The sequence below is a fragment of the Pseudomonas sp. WS 5011 genome, from assembly GCF_012985775.1.
In the GTDB taxonomy this organism is placed as follows: domain Bacteria; phylum Pseudomonadota; class Gammaproteobacteria; order Pseudomonadales; family Pseudomonadaceae; genus Aquipseudomonas; species Aquipseudomonas peli.
On record NZ_JAAQXA010000004.1, the window covers coordinates 64,983 to 83,486 of the forward strand.

Consider the following 18,504-nt stretch of genomic DNA (forward strand, 5'->3'; position numbering starts at 1 on the left):
TGAATGGCTCTAGTAATCGTATTGGTCGGCTATTGTCAGCGTTAGTGAAATTTCCTTAAACCTTCGCCATAGGCCAGCCGATAAGGCTCGCTGCGAGGTCAGCCATGCCGTCTCAAGCTGAATCAGCCGTTGCCAATCACCACGTCGCCGCTGTAGATCGGTTAGCAACAGGTTTTGCCTTACGCCGCTTCGAGCCTGAGCTTGAGGCCGAATACCGTGATTTCTCTTACCGCAGCTACCGGCAAACCCGGCGCGTGGCTATATGCCTACTGCTAGCCAGCTTTTTGGCCTTCTTCACCTTTGATCTACTGTTGCTCTACAGCGTTGGCGCCAACCCGATAACCCTGCCGGTTATGCTGGTGCGTCTGTGTGCGTTGCTGATTATTGTGTTTGCTGCCTACCGGGTCTTGAAGTCTCCGGATGTTGCCACTGGCTATCGCTGGATACCTATCGGCCTTGGCTGCCTCAGCCTGGGCATGCTGCTGGTGACGCTGATCTATCACCAGGGCCTGGAGCAGATGCAACTGCCCTATGGCCTGGAGGGCATGATGCTGATCCAGATAGTGATCTTCGTGCCCATCGGTTACAGCTACCGCAACAGCCTCTATTTGGGTATCGCTACGCTGTTATGTACCGGCCTGGCATTGCAGCTGACCAGCTCAGGCGAATCGCCTATCCAATACCTGACGTCCCTGGCCTACCTGACGCTAGCGACCATTGCCGCCGCAACGGCTGGTTACTGCCAGGAGCACTAAATGCGCGTGCTGTTTCTAACCAAACGCGACCTGCGAACCATGGCCGATACCGATGGCCTGACCCAACTTTACAACCGCCGCAGTTTTGATCTGTTGTTGCAGCGTGCATTGCAGGAAGCCCTGCGTGAGCAAACGCGTATCGCGCTGATCATGCTCGATCTCGACCACTTCAAGGCTTACAACGATTACTACGGCCATCCGGCCGGAGACCTTGCCTTGCAGCGCATTGCTGGCGTGCTGGCCAGTCATCCGCGTCGCGATCTGGACTTTGCCGCGCGTCTGGGTGGTGAGGAGTTCGCCCTGGTGTTGCGCAACCCGGATAGCGCCTACTTGGTCAGTACCTGCGAAAGCATTCGCCGTAAAATCTGCGACGAACTGGCGATAGAGCACCTTAAAAACCCCGCGCAAGTGATGACCGCCAGTCTGGGTGCGAGCTTCAGCAACGCCAGTGATACGACCGCCAGTCTGTACCAACGCGCGGATCTGGCGCTGTATCGAGCCAAGGCTAATGGCCGTAATCGTGTGGAAATTGACTAGACGGTGAATGTACTGCCCGCCATTCGACTGCAGAGGTTCTGCATCGCTAAGCATTGGCAATAAACGAAGAGGATTTGCGGGCGGTGATGCTGTTAAAGGTCGCTTTTGGGGTTTGGCATTAACCCTTAAACATCGAGACTACTCCACCTCTAGATAGCGTCGGCGCTATGTTTTCTGAGGTTTAACTAATGGGCACAGCACTTTCAGGTGACTTGAAGGTTCACCCCTCCTGCGCCCGATAAGCCCCTGGCGTCAGCCCCGTCCATTTCTTAAACGCCCGATGAAACGCCGACGGTTCCGAAAACCCCAGCTGCTCGGCTATATCCTGAATCGCCAGTTCATCGCGCCCCAGGTGGTAAATCGCCAGGTCGCGGCGTAGATGGTCCTTCAATTCTTGAAAGCTCGAGCCTTCCTCGCGCAAGTGCCGGCGCAGGGTTTGCGGGCTCATGTGCAATTGCTGGGCAACGGCATCCAGGTCCGGCCAGTTGCTGCAGTCGCGGCCGAGTAGGCGGCGGATCTGGCTGATCAGGCTGTCGCCGCCATCCGGGCGGGCCAGCAAGTCGGCGGGGGAGTGTTGGAGGAACTGTTTGAGGGTGCGTTCGTCCTGCAGCAGCGGCATGGCCAGGTAGCGTGCATGGAACAGCAGGCTGGTGCGCCCGGCCGTGAAGCGCCGGGTGCACGGGAATAGCAGTTCATATTCGCCTGCGTGGGTGGGTTGGCTGTAGGTGAAGGTGGCTTCCTCCAGGCGGATGCGTTGGCCGATCAGCCAACTGCCCAATCGATGCCAAATCACCAGCAGGCTTTCCACCAGAAAGTGGTCTGGATCCCACAGGGTGGAGTCGTCCACGCTGAGGCGTGCCCAGTCGCCTTCGCGCTGAATGCTGATAGCCGGAGCTTCCGGGAACAGGCTGTAGAACAGCGCGCCACGACCCAGGGCTTTTTCAAGTGAATGGCAGTGGATGATGGCGTAACACATCATGGCGAAGGTGCCGCGTTTGCTGCGCAGGCGGCCAAAACCGAGGTATTCGTCATCAAGGTTTTCCCACAGCAGCTGCACCAAATGGGCGAACTGTTCGGGTGCGACCCGCGCACGGGGTTCGTCGAGCAGCGCCGGTTGGATACCCAATTGGCGCAGCAGTGGCGTGCAGTCATGGCCCTGGCGTTCGGCGCCGCGTAAGGCGGCACGGACAAAGTGGCTGGCGATGGTGCGTTCGCGCATGGGGGCTCCTTGAAAGTATGCCGATGGTAGCCAGACGCTGGCCTGCGCAACAAGCAAACCCTTTGCTGGGGCCGCTGTCGCTTAAGTCAGGTTACTGGGTGGGCAGGGCGTGGGATATCCGCCAAACCGGAGCAGATGATCGTGCGGGAATCCGCCAGGCTGGCTCTTTGGTAGCCTAGTTATTTTCATAAGGTATTGATATTTAAGGATTTAATTATCTTTCATGGAGTGGCACGGGGCTTGCGACAGGGGCTGCAAGGCTGCGCTGAACGCGCCGATAACAAGTCCCCTCTGTTAAGGGGTTAGCGCTTATTTAGAGTGTTGCGAGCGTCGATGGATGATGCGCCACAACACCATGGAGGATCCTGCCATGACCGCCACGACGCTCGAAGCACCCCGTCAACCCTTCTACCGAATGCTTTATGTCCAGGTGCTGGCTGCCATCACCATCGGCATTCTGCTCGGCCACTTTTACCCGGAAACCGGTGTGGCGCTCAAACCGCTGGGTGATGGCTTCGTCAAACTGATCAAGATGGTGATTGCGCCAATTATTTTCTGCACTGTGGTCAGTGGCATTGCCGGCATGCAAGACATGAAGGCCGTCGGCAAGACCGGCGGGTATGCGCTGTTGTATTTCGAGATCGTCTCCACCATCGCCCTGGTGATTGGTCTGATTGTGGTCAACCTGGCGCAGCCGGGTGTGGGTATGCACATTGACCCGAACACCCTGGATGCCAGCAGCATCGCCGCTTATGCCTCGGCCGGCGCACAGCAGAGCACCATCGGCTTTCTACTCAATGTAATTCCGTCCACCGTGGTGGGGGCGTTCGCCAATGGCGATATCCTGCAGGTGCTGTTCTTCTCGGTGATCTTTGCGTTCGCCCTGCAGCGCATGGGCGACTATGGCCGCCCGGTGTTGGAGTTCATTGAGCGCATCGCCCAGGTGATGTTCGGCATCATCAACATGATCATGAAGCTTGCACCTATCGGCGCGTTCGGTGCCATGGCGTTCACCATCGGCCAGTACGGTGTCGGTTCGCTGGTCCAGCTGGGCCAGCTGATGATTTGTTTCTATATCACCTGCCTGTTCTTCATCCTGGTGGTGCTGGGCGGTATAGCGCGTGGCCATGGCTTCAGCATCCTCAGGTTCATCAAGTACATCCGCGAGGAGTTGATGATTGTGCTCGGCACCTCATCGTCTGAATCAGTGCTGCCGCGCATGCTGACCAAGATGGAGAAACTGGGGGCGAAAAAGTCCGTAGTCGGCCTGGTAATCCCCACCGGTTACTCGTTCAACCTCGACGGTACATCGATCTACCTGACCATGGCGGCGGTGTTTATAGCCCAGGCCACTGATACGCCGATGGACCTGACTCATCAGATCACCCTGTTGCTGGTGTTGCTGGTGGCGTCCAAGGGCGCGGCAGGGGTCACCGGTAGCGGTTTTATCGTGCTGGCGGCCACGCTGTCGGCGGTAGGCCATTTGCCGGTTGCCGGCTTGGCGCTGATCCTCGGCATCGACCGCTTTATGTCCGAAGCCCGCGCGTTGACCAACCTGATTGGTAATGGTGTGGCAACCCTGGTGGTGGCCAAGTGGTGCAAGGAACTAGATGAAGACACCCTGCAGCGCGAGTTGAGCAGCGGCGGTAAGGAGCAGCCTGCTCCAGTAGCGGCCAAGGCCGAACTGAGCTGAGGGAAATACGCTGTCATTCAGCCCGCCTAATGGCGGGCTTTTTTATACCTGGCAAACGCCGGCAAGCCGCGCGTGAGATGACCGAATGAGTCAATCCAGGCTGAGCGCATGGGTCATTGAGGCGGCAGGGGCGTGAGGCCTAACCTGCTGCACGACTTCAGCTCTGGGAGCACATCCGCATGCAGCGCCTTATTTTCGACACCGAACACAACATGTTCCGCGACGCTTTTGCCGCCTTTCTGAAAAAGGAAGTGGTCCCGTATCAGGATGAGTGGGAAGCCGACGGCGTCGTCAGCCGCGAGGTATGGAAGAAGGCCGGCGACATGGGCTTTCTCTTGCCCTGGGCGGATGAAGAGTACGGCGGCGCCGGGCTCAAGGATTTTCGCTATGAGCAGATCATGTGCGAGGAACTGGCGAAGATTAACGAACCGGGCTTTATGTTGCCGCTGCATTCCGCACTGTGCGGCCCCTATATCGCTGAGTACGGCAATGCTGAGCAGAAGGCGCGCTTTATGCCGGGCATCATCAGCGGTGATCTGATTCTGGCGGTGGCGATGACTGAGCCGAGTGCTGGTTCCGACCTGGCCGGTATGCGCACCAGCGCGGTGGATCAGGGCGACCATTACGTACTCAACGGTTCCAAGGTGTTTATCTCCAACGGCCTGCTGGCCGATGTGGTGATCGTGGCTGCCAAGACCGACCCCAATAACAAACACGCCATGGGCCTGTTCCTGGTTGAACGCGGTATGGAAGGTTTCGAGCGCGGCAAGAACCTGGAAAAACTCGGCATGAAGAGTCAGGACACGGCCGAGCTGTTCTTCAATAACGTCAAGGTGCCCAAGGCCAACCTGCTGGGCGACGCCAAGGGCGGCTTCTTCTACCTGATGAACATGCTCGCTCAGGAGCGCCTGACCAACGCCTGCGGCGCAGTGGCGGCGGCCGAGGCGGCGTTGCAGACCACCATCGATTACGTAAAGGAACGCAAGGCCTTCGATCGACCGATTTCGCACTTCCAGAACACCCGTTTCAAGCTGGCGGAGATGCGCACGCAGATCGACGTGGCGCAGGTATTTGTGGACCGCTGCGTAACCGACCACAACGAGAAGAAACTCACCCCGGAAGTGGCCGCAGAGGCCAAGCTGTTTACCACTGAGTTGCTGTGCAAGGTGGTCGACGAAGGCGTGCAACTGCACGGCGGCTGGGGTTATATGTGGGAATACCCGATCTGCAAGATGTACGCGAACGCGCGCATCCAGCGCATCTTCGCCGGTACCTCGGAGATCATGAAAGAGATCATCAGCCGCGGCATGAAGTTGTAGCGCACGCGCCGCCACCTGGCGATCCCGGCGGTTTATCGGGGTCGCCGCCTTTAGGCCGTAGGATATTTTTTACCGAGGAAAGCTGTTCAAACGCTAACGTTCATGTCGGTACAACAATAAGAACGAGGGATTGCGATGACCGATCAACTGCCCCTGGAGCGCCTGGCGCTCTGGGTTGAAAAACGCCCGGATGCGGTCTGGCTCAGCCAGCCGGTAAACGGCCAGTGGCATGACTTCACCTGGGCCCAGGTGGACGACCAGGCGCGGCGAATGGCCACTGCCTTGCATGCGCTGGGCTGTGCGCCGGGGGATCGGGTGGCGCTACTGGCGAAGAACTGCGCCGAGTGGATCATCGCCGACCTGGCGATCATGCTCGCCGGGCTGATCAGCGTGCCGTTGTATCCGCTGCAATCGGCCGAGAGCATCGACTACGTGCTGCGCCATTCGCAGTGCAAGGCGATCTTCCTCGGCAAGCTGGATGAGCCAGCCAAGCTCGCGCCGGGTATTCCGGCCGAGGTCATGCGTATCGCCATGCCGTACCCGACCATCGAGGCCAACCACGGCTGGCATGCCTTGCTGGCAGCGCACCAGCCGTTACGCGATGGTCATTCGCAGTTACCGGATGAGTTGCTGAGCATTCTTTATACCTCCGGCACCACCGGCCAGCCCAAGGGCGTGATGCTCTCGGCCAAGGCGTTTGCCATTGCCGGCGGGCGCTCGGTGAAGGAACTGCAGATTACCGAGCAGGATCAGTATTTCTCCTACCTGCCGCTGTCGCATGCCGCTGAGCGTTTTCTGGTGGAGATGAATGCGCTGTACAGCGGTGGACGGGTGGCCTTTGTCGAGTCACTGGAAACCTTTGCCAGCGACCTGCGCCATGTGCGGCCAACCGTGTTCTTCTCCGTGCCACGGCTATGGACGCGTTTTCAACAGGGCGTGCTGGAAAAACTCCCGCAGCCCAAGCTGGCACGGCTGCTGGGTATTCCGCTGATTGGTGGCCTGGTGGCGCGCAAGATTCGCAAGGGCCTGGGCCTGGATCGTGCACGCATTCTGGTCAGCGGCGCGGCGGCGATTCCACGCGCCTTGCTCGACTGGTATCAGAGCATCGGCATCACCATCTGCGAGGGCTACGGCATGACCGAGCACCTGGCCTATGGCTGTTTCAACCGGCCGGGGCAGGTGCGTTTTGGCACCGTGGGCCGGCCGATGCCAGGTAATGAATTGCGCATCGCCGAGAATGGCGAAATTCTCCTGCGTTGCCCCAGTCTGATGCTGGGCTATTACCAGGACCCGGAGAAAACCGCCGAAACCATCACCGATGGCTGGCTGCACACCGGTGACAAGGGCGAGGTCGACGCGGCCGGTTACCTGAAAATCACCGGGCGTGTGAAAGACATCTTCAAGACCAGCAAGGGCAAGTACATCGCCCCGGCGCCGATTGAGGGTGAGATTGCCAAGAACCTTTGGGTCGAGCAGGTGTGCCTGATGGGCAGCAATCTTGATCAGCCGCTGGCGCTGATCGAGCTGTCGCCGGCGGCCCGCGAGCAATCGCGTGAGCAAGTCACCGCGGACTTGCAGCAGACCTTGCAACAGATCAATGCGCAGCTTCAAGCGCATGAGCGGGTGAGTCACTTTGTGCTGGTGCGTGAGGCCTGGACCGTGGACAACGGCTGCATGACCCCGACCATGAAGATTCGCCGCAACGTACTGGAAGCTCGCTTTGCCGATCAGCTCAGTGAGCTGGATGCCAAGCAGCCGCTGCATTGGCAGTGAGCGCTTAGTAGCCCGGATGCAATCCGGGAGCCTGTTGATATTCCCCGGATTGCATCCGGGCTACGGGATTGAGATCCCTGAGGAGCTGTTATGCAAGGCCCGTTGTCGTCACTGAAAGTGCTGGATTTCTCCACCCTGTTGCCCGGGCCTTTTGCCTCGCTGCTGCTAGCCGACATGGGCGCGGAAGTGCTGCGGGTCGAGTCGCCTTCGCGCATGGATTTGGTGCGTGTACTGCCGCCGCATGACGGCGGCGTATCGGCCAGCCACGCCTACCTCAACCGCAATAAGCGTTGCATCGCCCTGGACCTGAAAAAGCCCGAAGCGGTGGAGATGGTCAAGCAGCTGGTGGCCGAGTACGACATCGTGCTGGAGCAGTTTCGTCCTGGGGTGATGGATAAACTCGGTGTGGGCTACGAAGCGCTCAAGGCGATCAACCCGAAGCTGATCTATGTGTCGATTACCGGTTACGGCCAGAGCGGCCCATACAAGGATCGCGCCGGTCACGACATCAACTACCTGGCCCTGGCCGGCATCGCCAGTTACACCGGGCGACGTGAAACCGGGCCGCTGCCACTGGGCATTCAGGCGGCTGATATTGCCGGCGGCTCGCTGCACGGGGTGATCGGCCTGCTGGCGGCGGTGATCCAGCGTCAGGCCACGGGGCAGGGGCAGCAGGTGGATATCAGCATGACCGACTGCGCCTTCAGCCTGCATGGCATGGCCGGCGCGGGCTATCTGGCCGCTGGCGTGGAACCGGCGATGGAAAACCAGGCGCTGAATGGCGGCAGCTTCTACGACTACTACCGCACCCGCGACGGCCGCTGGTTCTCGGTCGGCAGCTTGGAGCCGCAGTTTATGCAGCAGTTCTGCGCCGCCATCGGCCGCCCGGAGCTGGCTGCGCGCGGGCTGTCGCAGAAGCCGGAGGATCAGCAAGCGCTTAAGCGTGAGATTGAAATCGAGTTCGAGAAACGCGACTTTGCAGAGTGGAGTCAGGTATTCGCCGGCCTGGATGCCTGCGTCGAGCCGATGCTCAACCTCAGTGAAGCGGTCAAACATCCGCAGATCAAGGCGCGCGGTCTGGTCACCGAAGTGCCGCGTACAGGCAACGCCCCACAGGCGCAGATCGCCTGTCCGATCAAATTCTCCAGCGGCTTGCCCGCGCCCCGGCATATCGGCGCAACCCTGGGCGCACATACGGCAGAAGTACTGAAAGAGCTGGGCTACAGCACTGAGCAGATCGCCCAGCTCAAGGCAGCTAAAGTGGTGGTCTGAGCGAGTGATGCAGGCGTTAGCGGAATCCCGTCACCTGCGGGATGCACACTGACACTCGTCAAACGCTGAGTTTTCCGGCATAAGCCTGATGCATTTTCGCCATACTGCGGCTTGGGAACGGAAAACATGTATCACGGGGAACGCTTCAACGCCTGGACCCATCTGGTTGGGGCGCTTCTGGCCTGCGCGGGTGCAGTGTGGCTCTTGGTGTTGGCGAGCCTGGACGGTGAGCTGCGTACGATCATCAGTGTGGCGATTTATGGCCTGACCCTGGTGCTGCTCTACAGCATCTCCACGCTTTATCACAGCGTGCAGGGACGGGCGAAAGTGCTGATGCGCAAGCTCGATCACCTGTCGATCTACCTGCTGATCGCCGGCAGTTATACGCCGTTTTGCCTGATCACCCTCGAAGGTGCCTGGGGGTGGACGTTGTTTGGCATTGTCTGGACGCTGGCAATCATCGGCATGCTGCAGGAGATCAAGCCACGCTCCGAGGCGCGCGTGTTGTCGATTGTGATCTACGCCGTGATGGGCTGGATTGTGTTGATTGCGGTCAAACCGTTGATCGCTGCCCTGGGCATGGAGGGGTTTATCTGGCTGGCCGGTGGCGGGGTGCTGTACACCGTGGGGATCATCTTCTTCGCCTATGACAGCCGCTTTCGCCATTGGCATGGCATCTGGCACTTGTTTGTCATGGGCGGCAGCCTGATGCACTTTGTCGCGGTGTTGCGTTACGTCCTCTAATGCCAACATCGGCTTATTCGACGCGCTGTTCGCCTGTATAGCTCAAGGTCACTTTGCAACGCCGGCAGTAGTAGCGCCGGCCTTTGCTGACCAGTGCATGACGCTGGGCTGAAAACGGAAACTCGCCCTGAGGGCAGCTGCAACGGTAGATATAGCGGCTGACTGTGCGCCGCTGAACTGCATAGCTGTGGCAGCGATTGGGCGGCAGCTCATACACGCCGCGCATGATCAACTGCCATTCCTCGCCATGGGGTTGGATTTTCAGGCCGAATAGCTGATGCGCGATCAGGTGCGCCACTTCATGCGGCACGGTCTGTTTGAGAAAGTCTTCGCGGTTTTCCCGGTACAGCTGCGGGTTGAAGCGCAGCTTGTTTTCCGTCAGGTGAGCCACACCGGCCTTTTGTCCACGCAGCTTGAAACTCACCTCGGCGCGGGCAAAGGGGCGTTTGAAAAAGGCTTCAGCCTGCTGGTAGCACTGTTCTACGCGGCTTAGAAGGTGTTCGGACATAAGTGCGGTGATCAGGATCGGGGCAGCGATTATGCCCAAGCAGCTCAGCGATCACAGCCCTGAAACGACGAAACCACCCGCAGGTGGTTTCATCTTGTGTCATCAAGTGTTGCGTTAGCTGGTGTAGACCGGACCGACCCCAAAGCCCCAGAGAATCACCGAACTGGCAATCATCGCCACCAGCACCACCAAACCTACAGCGAGCACCGAGCTGGAGAACATGAAGCCTTCATCCTCGGGTATGCCCATGAAAGTCGGTATGCCGACGTAGAGTAGATAAACCGTGTAACAGATGGCCGCCGTGCCCACCACCATGGCCAGCCAGAGATGTGGATAGAGCGCCGCCAAGCCACCGATAAACAGCGGTGTAGCGGTATAAGCCGCAAATACCACGCATTGCGTAAGGTTCGGACTGGCATCGTAGGTGCGTGCCATCCAGTGGATAAACGCGCCCATCACTGCAATCCCGGCAAGCATCGCCAGGTAGGTCATGACGGTCATTTGCAACGCACTGGCTTCGGTCAGCATCACCGGCGCTCGATCGCCGATTGCCCAGCCGACCTGGGTGGTGCCGATATAGGCCGAAACTGCGGGAATTGCCGCGAGAATCAGTACGTGGGTGAGATACATGTGGCTGATGGTTTCTTCTTCGCCACGGATTTCCTGCCATTCCTGGTCAGGATGGGTGAATAGCCCCCAAACGTGATGGATCATGCCAGACCTCCTGTTTTTATAGCGGTCGCCCCCCAGCGCAGCGCCTGATTCGCGTGTGCAGCGTCATCAGGTACAGGGCCGAACCTATGCGACCGTATGTCGCAGTATAGGCAGTGGTTACGATTGGCAAAGGCTGGGTGTTAGAGCAAATCGGACTCTCAAGCACGTCCGTAATAGCGTTCGAGGATTTCCATGGCCTTGTTGATCGACTGCAGGCGCGCCGTGTTACCGCCGCGATCAGGGTGATGCAGGCTCACCAGTTGTCGGTAGCGGTGCTTAATCATGGCGAGATTGAGCGTCTGCGCGCTGCCTTCGAGCTCGAACAGCTCCAGCGCCGCCTGTTTCTCTTCGCTGCCTTGCATGCGAGTCCAGAAACTCAATAGCAGCTTGGCTACATCCTGCTCGTCGGTGTTGTTGAGCTGGCTGAGATCGAGGTAATAGTCACGCAGCGGGTCGTGTTCGCTCAGTTCCGCGCTTCCGGGTTGATAGGGCAGCAATTGGATATTCAGCGCACTGATCTGCAGGTGACCGCTCTGCGTCGTCCACAGCCGTTCACGCAGCCGGTAGAGGGCGTTGAACAGCAGAAAGTGGGTGCGGAATAGCACCAGCTTGTCGGTCAGTGGCAGATTGGGGATGTGCACACACTGGCGGGCTTTCAATTGTTGGATCAGCTGGTATTCACCGAGGCCTTCAGGGACCGCGCGCAGCAGCTGGTGCAGTTGTTCGGGCAAGTCGAGACCCGGGTCGAAGTCGTCATTCATCGGTCGAGCCTAGCATTTCAGCAACTCTGGGGTAGGGCACGTCACGCTTTCTGCGTAAAATGTCGTCTCTTCAACGACTTCCGGATTCCAGCGCACCATGGGCACCCTCTCGGTCAATCAGAACAAACTGCAAAAGCGCCTGCGTCGTCAGGCCGGCGAAGCCGTTGCCGACTTCAACATGATCGAGGACGGCGATAAGGTCATGGTCTGCCTGTCTGGCGGCAAGGACAGCTACACCATGCTCGACGTGCTGCTGCACCTGCAGAAGGTCGCGCCGATCAAGTTCGAGATCGTAGCGGTGAATATGGACCAGAAGCAGCCCGGCTTCCCCGAGCACGTGCTGCCAGCCTATCTGGAGTCCATCGGTGTGCCGTATCACATCGTCGAGAAGGACACCTATTCGGTGGTCAAGGAGAAGATCCCGGAGGGCAAAACCACCTGCTCGCTGTGCTCGCGCCTGCGTCGCGGCACGCTGTACACCTTTGCCGATGAGATCGGCGCGACCAAGATGGCCCTGGGGCATCACCGCGACGACATTCTGGAAACCTTCTTCCTCAATATGTTCTACGGCGGCACGCTCAAGGCCATGCCGCCCAAGCTGCGCGCCGACGACGGCCGCAACGTGGTGATTCGCCCGCTGGCTTACTGCAATGAGGCGGATATCGAGGCTTACAGCCAGCTCAAGGAATTCCCGATCATCCCGTGCAACCTCTGTGGTTCTCAGGAAAACCTGCAGCGCCAGGTGGTCAAGGAGATGCTGCAGGACTGGGAGCGCAAGTCGCCGGGGCGCACCGAGATCATGTTCCGCGCTCTGCAGAACGTAGTACCGTCGCAGCTGGCTGACCGCAACCTGTTCGACTTCAAGAGCCTGAAGATCGACGACAGCGCCACACCGCGCTTCCTTGATGTGATGAACCTCTGATCCAGCAGTTTTCCGCCTCAAGGAATGCCCGATGCGTGATTACAAATGGCTGCATGAGTACTGCCTGAACCGTTTCGGCTCGGTCGCTGCGCTGGAGTCGATCCTGCCGCAGCCGCGCACTGCTAATGAGTTGCGCGCGATCAGTGATGATCGCTACCTCTCAGTGCTCAGCCTGCGGGTGTTCCGCGCGGGCCTCAAGCACAGCTTGGTCGATGCCAAGTGGCCTGCATTCGAGCAGGTGTTCTTCGGTTTCGATCCGGAGAAAGTGGTGCTGATGGGCGCCGAGCGCCTGGAAAACCTGATGCAGGATGCGCGCATCATCCGTCACCTGGGCAAGCTCAAGAGTGTGCCGCGCAATGCCCAGTTCATCCTTGATGTACAAAAGGAGAAGGGCAGTTTTGGTGCGCTGATTGCTGATTGGCCCGTGAGCGATATCGTTGGCCTATGGAAGTATTTGGCCAAACATGGCTGTCAGTTAGGCGGGCTGTCCGCACCGCGGTTCTTGCGCATGGTTGGCAAGGACACTTTCGTCCCTAGTGATGACATGGTTGCCGCGCTGAAGGCGCAGAAAATTATCGACAAGGTGCCGACCAGCCTAAAAGAGCGGGCCGCCGTGCAGGCCGCGTTCAACCAATGGCAGGAGCAGAGCGGGCGGCCGCTATGCCAGCTGTCGGTGATGCTGGCGCATACGGTCAACCACTGAGGGGCTGGCGATGGAGCGGGCAATCAAGAAGGTCGCACAGCAGCTCAAGCAGGCTGAACGCATCCTGCTGATTACCGGTGCTGGGCTGTCCGCCGATTCCGGTTTGCCCACTTATCGCGGCCTTGGCGGCCTGTATAACGGCCACACCGCTGAAGGTTTGCCGATTGAGGCGGCGTTGTCCGGCTCGATGCTGCAGCGTGATCCGGCGCTGTGCTGGAAATACCTGGCGGAGCTGGGCAAGGCCTGCCTGGGCGCTCAGGCCAACGCCGGGCATTACGCGATTGCCGAGCTGCAGCGCAGAAAGTCGCAGTGCTGGCTGCTGACCCAGAATATCGACGGCTACCATCGCGCCGCTGGTAGCCCGATGCAGCGGGTGATCGAGATTCATGGCGAGCTGGCGCCGCTGTATTGCCAGTCCTGTGGCGCTGTCGATACCGAGCTGGCGGAACACCTTGAACGGCCGCTGCCGCCCAAATGCCGGCAATGCGCCGGGGTGCTGCGTCCGCCCGTGGTGCTGTTCGAAGAAATGCTCCCAGAGCAGGCCATCGACACGCTCTATACCGAAGTGCGCAAAGGCTTTGAGGTGGTGATCAGCATCGGCACCAGCGCGAGCTTCCCGTATATCGTCGAGCCGCTGCTGCGGACCCACCAGGCGGGTGGTTTAACCGTGGAAATCAACCCGCAACGAACCGACTTGAGTGCCCGGGTGGATGTGCATCTGCAAGGGCGGGCATTAGATGTTTTGCCGGAACTACTGAGTCACATTTAGAGCCATAGAATTTGCAAATGCATGCCATAGAGGGCATAGTCACGCTCTTGTGAAATTCACCGACACGGTCGTGCCCATGCTCAAACGCCTCGCACCCCTCGTGCCTATCGCACTCTCCGTGGTTTTGGCCGCCTGCGCCAACCATGCCCCACAGCCAGAGCTGGCAACCCAGCCTGCGGTGTTCTCCTCGACAGAACTTGCCGAGTTTGACGAACAAGCCAAAGAAGCGGCTCTGGGCGACTTCACTGAAGACAAATCCTACAAACTGCCGCAACTGGCTGACAGCATCCTGACTCATGGTCTGTCGCTGGTGGGTACCCGTTATCGTTATGGTGGCAGCTCGGTGAAATCCGGCTTCGATTGCAGCGGCTTTATCGGTTATCTGTTCAAGGAAGAGCTGGGCATGAAACTGCCGCGCTCGTCCCGCGACATGATCAATATCGACGCACCGCTGGTGTCGCGTGATGACTTGGAGCCGGGTGATCTGCTGTTCTTCAGCACCAGTGGCCGTAATCGCGTCAGCCATGCCGGCATCTACATGGGCGATAACCAGTTTATCCACTCCAGCAGCAGCCGTAGCGGTGGCGTGCGGGTCGATAGTCTGGATGATCGTTACTGGTCGCGTACCTTTATCGAGGCCAAACGTGCCCTGGCGCTGGCGCCAAGCGAGTCGGTTGTACGTCACCCATGAGCCCTGCGAGTGGCGACCGAATCTGTTCGGTCGCTGCGATTAACTGATACTCCAGACCTATCTCGATAATTTTCAACAACCTGCCAAGCAAAGCTAAAGCTTGCACTACGATGTGCAAGTCGGCAGAGTAGGGCGCATCCCGGCTCAGGATCGCTCGTCCATGACCGCTATCACCCGTCTCAGCTTGATTGTGCTTGCCGCGCTTCTCAGTGCATGCGCCAGCAATGCTCCCACGCCAACCCCCAAACCTGTTGTGCATGCACCCATCAGCAGCTTTAACGGCAATGCTGAAGATGTGCTTTTTCGTGCTCTCGGTTTGGTCGGGACACCCTATCGCTACGGCGGCAATACCCCGGATGGCGGCTTTGATTGCAGCGGTCTGATTGGCTATGTCTACCGCGATGCGGCGGGCATCAAACTGCCACGTTCGACCCGCGAGCTGATCAGCATGCGCGCCCCGACTGTCGGCCGTGATCGCCTGCAAAGTGGTGATCTGGTGTTCTTCGCCACTAATGGCGGCAGCCAGGTTAGCCATGCTGGCATCTATGTCGGCGATGGCCGTTTTGTTCATGCACCTTCAAGCGGCGGCACCGTACGCCTGGATAGCCTGAGCAATACGTATTGGCAACGCACTTATCTGAATGCCAAGCGCGTGTTCACCCCGGAACTGGCGCGCAACCCCTGACAGCTTTTGTTTCAGAGGGAGTAGGCATGACCAATCGAACGCTCAATCTCGATTCCGCCCTGTATCAATACCTGCTGGATGCTTCCCTGCGTGAAACACCGCTGCTCAAACGCCTGCGTGAGGAAACCGCGCAGCTGAGTACGGCGCGTTGGCAGATTGCTCCCGAGCAGGGGCAGTTTATGGCCTTGCTGGTGCAGCTAACGGGAGCGCGGCGGATTGTCGAGGTCGGCACCTTTACCGGCTACAGCGCCATTTGCATGGCCCAGGCCATGCCTGAGGGTGGGCGGCTGATCTGCTGTGATATTCCCGGCGAATACAACGCTACAGCTGAGCATTACTGGCGCGAAGCAGGATTGAATGGGTGTATCGAACAGCGTTTGGCGCCTGCTCTCCAGACCCTGGCGGAGCTAGACGCTGAAGGTTTGGCTGGCAGTATCGACCTGCTGTTTATCGACGCCGACAAGGCCAATTACCTCGCCTATCTGGAACATGCCCTGCGCCTGGTGCGCCAGGGTGGACTGATCCTGTTCGATAACACCCTGTGGAGCGGACGTGTGCTTGAGCAGAACCCCGAAAGCGACGACACCCGAGCCATTCAGGCGCTTAACCTGGCGCTGCGGGATGATCCGCGCATCGACCTGTCCCTGTTGCCGTTGGGCGACGGTTTGAGCCTGTGCCGTAAACGCTGAACCCGTATGCCTGAAGCGATTCGTCTGCCCGAACAACCTGATGCCTGCGAGCTCTGCGCCCGTGCGGCCGCTTTGACGCGTCACCATCTGATCCCCAAGGCGCTGCACAACAAGGTTTATGTGCAGAAGCGCTTCGGCAAAAGCGAGCGCATCAGCGCCACGCTCTGGGTCTGCCGCGCCTGCCACAACCAGATCCACCGGTTGTTCAGCGAAAAGGAGCTGGCGCTGACCTATAACAATCGCGACAGCCTGCTCAGCGACGAACGCCTACGTACGTTTGTCGAGTGGCTGGCCAGCAAGCCGGCGGGCTTTATGCCCAGACATTGAATCGCGGCTAGGCTTGCTGCTTGTTTGTGATGACCTTATGACCCCTTAGTAGTGGCGACTGCCGATGACCTGTTTACGCGCGCTGTCATATGTATGCCTTGCTCTGTTGTTGGGCGCCTGTGCTGGGCCAACGCCGCTGATGCTGATGAGTACGCCGGTGATTTATCACCAGGCTGCTATCGATCCTTTCGCCCATTTGTCACCGGCAGAACGGGTGCCCGATGTGGCACTGTTCTACGCCACTACTCGGGCGCCAGAGGGCGTGGGCTATGGCAATCGCGTCAGTCCAACCTTGCAACTGGGGCGTGCCCAGGTGCGTTTGGGCGATCAGCAGAGTGATTGGTCGCAATTGCATTCGGCTTCGGTCAGCGAGCTGCGCGCGCGTGAGCTGCCACTGAGTCTGATTGAGGCTCAGCAAACAGCGATACTGCCGGTGCAGCGGCCGGTTGATGTGCCTTTGGCGCCGGCGGTGCAGAGCTATGTCGATGCGATCAATCTGGCCCTGGACAAGGCCCGCGACAAGGAAATCATCATCTATGTGCATGGTGCAAAGGTGGATTTCGCCAATGCCTGTGAACTGACGGGCGAGCTTGTGCATTTTGCCGGGCGCGACTTTGTCGGTCTGGCGTTCGACTGGCCGTCACACCAGAACATTGCCAGCTATCTGCTTGGCATTGATGTGAATCGCGCTCGTGATTCTAGCCAGGCGTTGGCGCAGTTGATCGAGCTGCTGGCGCGACATACCGCTGCTGAGCGGATCAACCTGATCGCCTATAGCGCCGGTGGGCGCGTGGCATCTCTGGCGTTGCAGACGTTCCAGAATCGTCATCCGGATTTGAATACCGCGCAGTTGCAAGCGCGTTATCGGATTGGCGCGGTGGTGTTTGCCGCTGCGGATGTCCCCGAGGAAGTATTTGAAGGTCGTCTGCCGGCAATCAGCCGCGTCGCTGAGCAGGTGATGATCACTGTGTCCGATCAGGACGAGGCACTGGATTACGCGCAGCGCCTGATGCCCGGTGGCGCAAGGATTGGCAGCAGTCGGGCCGAGCAGAGCCTGCACCAGTTCACCCGCAGGCGGCACTTGAACAATGTCACTCTGCTGGATGTGTCTGGTAATAGCAGCGAGCGCGGTTTTGATATCGTCGGGCATCACTACTGGTACCGTCACCCCTGGGTCAGCAGTGATGTGATCTTGCTGCTGCGTACCAACCTGCCGCCGGATCAGCGAGCGCTCTCTGTCACCGAGCACCCGGCAGTCTGGTACATGAATACTGACTACCCGCTGACGGTACGTGAAGCAACCCGGCGGGTACTCAAGGGGCAGTGGTAGGTGTTCTGGTCTGGCCTTAAGTGACGAAACATGCAGCTTGGTGCCAGCAGGATGTAAGTCTGGATACGGCTAGTAAAAACCAACGGATAGCGGATGAGGAATCAGCATGTTCACCCCTAAGCGTTTTGCCCTTTTGGCTCTGCTCGGCCTGCCGTTAGCGACCCTGCAGGCGGCTGAGCCAGCGTTCAGCTGTGCCAAGGTAGCGGCTGGCAGTATCGAGGAGCTGATTTGTCAGACGCCTGCTCTGGCCGAACTTGATCAGAAAATGGCGAGTGTTTATCAGCAGGCTTCGGCCAAGGCCGCAAACCAGCATCCTCCTGTACTCAAGGCTGAGCAGAGAGGTTGGATAAAAGGCCGCAATGACTGCTGGAAGGCCGCTGACCGTGAGCAGTGTGTAGCCGAGAGCTATCGCCTGCGGATTGCCGAATTGCAGGCGCGCTACGCGTTACTGAAAGGGACCGGTCCGGTGCGTTTTCAATGCGATGGCCTGCCGGCCAAGGAAGTCATCGTCATCTACTACCCCACCGAGCCTGAGACCCTGCTGGCCGAGTTTGCTGACAGCGTGTCGTTGATGTATCAGCAGCCTGCAGCCAGCGGCAGCAAATATCAGGGGCGCAATGAATCATTCTGGGAGCACCAGGGGGAGGCGACCGTGGTGTGGGGCTATGGCTCGCCCGAGATGAAGTGTCAGGCCAAGTAACCCTGGTGGCTTAAGCAGTCTGCGCCAAATGGCGCATTCGTTTGACGCTTAATCATGAACTCTCTAACCTTCGCGCCTTGTAGCAGGTGCCCCCAACGCATTGCGTGTGCGGGGTGAAACAGGGAAGTCGGTGCGCTGTGCGTGTGAACGCCCGCTATTCCGACGCTGCCCCCGCAACGGTAAGTGAGTCAAACGCCGCAAGAACCACTGTGCGTGATGCATGGGAAGGTGCGGTCGTGAGCCATTCGGCTCGCTCACAAGCCCGGAGACCGGCCTGCTGCAGTCCACGGCATCGCGGAGGGCGATGGCTGGCGTGTGGTGTGCGCTGTGCGCAGGCCCGCGCTTTCCCTATCCCCGCATGCTTTTTCCAGCCAGATCGCCCTGTGGCGGTGG

General features: G+C 59.1%; 20 protein-coding genes and 1 riboswitch. Of the genes, 16 read left to right on the forward strand and 4 right to left on the reverse strand.

The window, feature by feature from the left end:
• Positions 1 to 104: 104 nt before the first annotated feature.
• Positions 105 to 755 carry a hypothetical protein gene (locus HBN63_RS05850; protein WP_170048740.1) on the forward strand — a complete coding sequence of 217 codons (651 nt, stop codon included), beginning with the start codon at positions 105 to 107 and terminating at the stop codon, positions 753 to 755.
• On the forward strand, positions 756 to 1,292 hold the full coding sequence (locus tag HBN63_RS05855) for a GGDEF domain-containing protein (RefSeq protein ID WP_170048741.1): 537 nt from the start codon (positions 756 to 758) through the stop codon (positions 1,290 to 1,292).
• Positions 1,293 to 1,512: 220 nt separating this feature from the next.
• Here the strand turns inward: HBN63_RS05855 and HBN63_RS05860 are convergent, their stop codons facing one another.
• Positions 1,513 to 2,511 (reverse strand): AraC family transcriptional regulator, encoded by a 999-nt coding sequence (locus HBN63_RS05860; protein WP_160087412.1) that lies wholly within the window; start codon positions 2,509 to 2,511, stop codon positions 1,513 to 1,515.
• A 370-nt stretch (positions 2,512 to 2,881) separates the two neighbouring features.
• On the opposite strand from HBN63_RS05860, the gene HBN63_RS05865 reads away from it, so the two are divergent.
• The 5 genes from HBN63_RS05865 (at position 2,882) to HBN63_RS05885 (ending at position 9,312) form a co-directional block, all read left to right on the forward strand.
• Entirely contained in the window at positions 2,882 to 4,204 is a 1,323-nt protein-coding gene (locus HBN63_RS05865; protein ID WP_170048742.1) for a dicarboxylate/amino acid:cation symporter, read from the forward strand.
• A gap of 179 nt (positions 4,205 to 4,383) precedes the next feature.
• Positions 4,384 to 5,523, forward strand: coding sequence for an acyl-CoA dehydrogenase family protein (locus HBN63_RS05870; protein ID WP_170048743.1), 1,140 nt, complete (start codon positions 4,384 to 4,386; stop codon positions 5,521 to 5,523).
• A gap of 135 nt (positions 5,524 to 5,658) precedes the next feature.
• Complete coding sequence (locus HBN63_RS05875) at positions 5,659 to 7,296, forward strand: AMP-binding protein (protein ID WP_170048744.1); 1,638 nt, start codon at positions 5,659 to 5,661, stop codon at positions 7,294 to 7,296.
• Positions 7,297 to 7,386: 90 nt separating this feature from the next.
• Complete coding sequence (locus HBN63_RS05880) at positions 7,387 to 8,568, forward strand: CaiB/BaiF CoA-transferase family protein (RefSeq protein WP_170048745.1); 1,182 nt, start codon at positions 7,387 to 7,389, stop codon at positions 8,566 to 8,568.
• A gap of 126 nt (positions 8,569 to 8,694) precedes the next feature.
• Positions 8,695 to 9,312 carry a hemolysin III family protein gene (locus tag HBN63_RS05885; RefSeq protein ID WP_090253058.1) on the forward strand — a complete coding sequence of 206 codons (618 nt, stop codon included), beginning with the start codon at positions 8,695 to 8,697 and terminating at the stop codon, positions 9,310 to 9,312.
• Positions 9,313 to 9,325: 13 nt separating this feature from the next.
• Here HBN63_RS05885 and HBN63_RS05890 read toward each other — a convergent pair whose 3' ends face one another.
• The 3 genes from HBN63_RS05890 to HBN63_RS05900 form a co-directional block, all read right to left on the reverse strand.
• Positions 9,326 to 9,820, reverse strand: a complete 495-nt coding sequence (locus tag HBN63_RS05890; protein ID WP_170048746.1) for a SprT family zinc-dependent metalloprotease — start codon at positions 9,818 to 9,820, stop codon at positions 9,326 to 9,328.
• Between the two features lie 114 nt (positions 9,821 to 9,934).
• Positions 9,935 to 10,534, reverse strand: coding sequence for a Yip1 family protein (locus tag HBN63_RS05895; RefSeq protein WP_090253063.1), 600 nt, complete (start codon positions 10,532 to 10,534; stop codon positions 9,935 to 9,937).
• Between the two features lie 158 nt (positions 10,535 to 10,692).
• On the reverse strand, positions 10,693 to 11,295 hold the full coding sequence (locus HBN63_RS05900; protein ID WP_170048747.1) for a DNA-J related domain-containing protein: 603 nt from the start codon (positions 11,293 to 11,295) through the stop codon (positions 10,693 to 10,695).
• 97 nt (positions 11,296 to 11,392) lie between these two features.
• On the opposite strand from HBN63_RS05900, the gene ttcA reads away from it, so the two are divergent.
• The 9 genes from ttcA (at position 11,393) to HBN63_RS05945 (ending at position 18,111) form a co-directional block, all read left to right on the forward strand.
• On the forward strand, positions 11,393 to 12,217 hold the full coding sequence (gene ttcA, locus HBN63_RS05905; protein ID WP_090253070.1) for a tRNA 2-thiocytidine(32) synthetase TtcA: 825 nt from the start codon (positions 11,393 to 11,395) through the stop codon (positions 12,215 to 12,217).
• A gap of 31 nt (positions 12,218 to 12,248) precedes the next feature.
• Positions 12,249 to 12,920: a DNA-3-methyladenine glycosylase I gene (locus HBN63_RS05910; protein ID WP_160087402.1), complete on the forward strand. Its 672-nt coding sequence runs from the start codon at positions 12,249 to 12,251 to the stop codon at positions 12,918 to 12,920.
• Positions 12,921 to 12,930: 10 nt separating this feature from the next.
• Positions 12,931 to 13,689 (forward strand): NAD-dependent deacylase, encoded by a 759-nt coding sequence (locus HBN63_RS05915; RefSeq protein WP_170048748.1) that lies wholly within the window; start codon positions 12,931 to 12,933, stop codon positions 13,687 to 13,689.
• 76 nt (positions 13,690 to 13,765) lie between these two features.
• Entirely contained in the window at positions 13,766 to 14,380 is a 615-nt protein-coding gene (locus HBN63_RS05920; RefSeq protein ID WP_160087398.1) for an NlpC/P60 family protein, read from the forward strand.
• 160 nt (positions 14,381 to 14,540) lie between these two features.
• Positions 14,541 to 15,065: a C40 family peptidase gene (locus tag HBN63_RS05925; RefSeq protein WP_167144815.1), complete on the forward strand. Its 525-nt coding sequence runs from the start codon at positions 14,541 to 14,543 to the stop codon at positions 15,063 to 15,065.
• A gap of 26 nt (positions 15,066 to 15,091) precedes the next feature.
• Positions 15,092 to 15,754, forward strand: coding sequence for a class I SAM-dependent methyltransferase (locus HBN63_RS05930; protein WP_170048749.1), 663 nt, complete (start codon positions 15,092 to 15,094; stop codon positions 15,752 to 15,754).
• Positions 15,755 to 15,760: 6 nt separating this feature from the next.
• A complete protein-coding gene (locus tag HBN63_RS05935; RefSeq protein WP_170048750.1) occupies positions 15,761 to 16,081 on the forward strand; it encodes a hypothetical protein in 321 nt (106 codons plus the stop codon).
• Between the two features lie 64 nt (positions 16,082 to 16,145).
• Positions 16,146 to 17,411, forward strand: a complete 1,266-nt coding sequence (locus HBN63_RS05940; protein WP_170048751.1) for an alpha/beta hydrolase — start codon at positions 16,146 to 16,148, stop codon at positions 17,409 to 17,411.
• 106 nt (positions 17,412 to 17,517) lie between these two features.
• The gene (locus HBN63_RS05945) at positions 17,518 to 18,111 is read left to right on the forward strand and encodes an MliC family protein (RefSeq protein WP_170048752.1); all 594 of its coding nucleotides are present in this window, start codon (positions 17,518 to 17,520) and stop codon (positions 18,109 to 18,111) included.
• 67 nt (positions 18,112 to 18,178) lie between these two features.
• Positions 18,179 to 18,404, forward strand: a riboswitch (cobalamin riboswitch).
• Positions 18,405 to 18,504 lie beyond the last annotated feature (100 nt).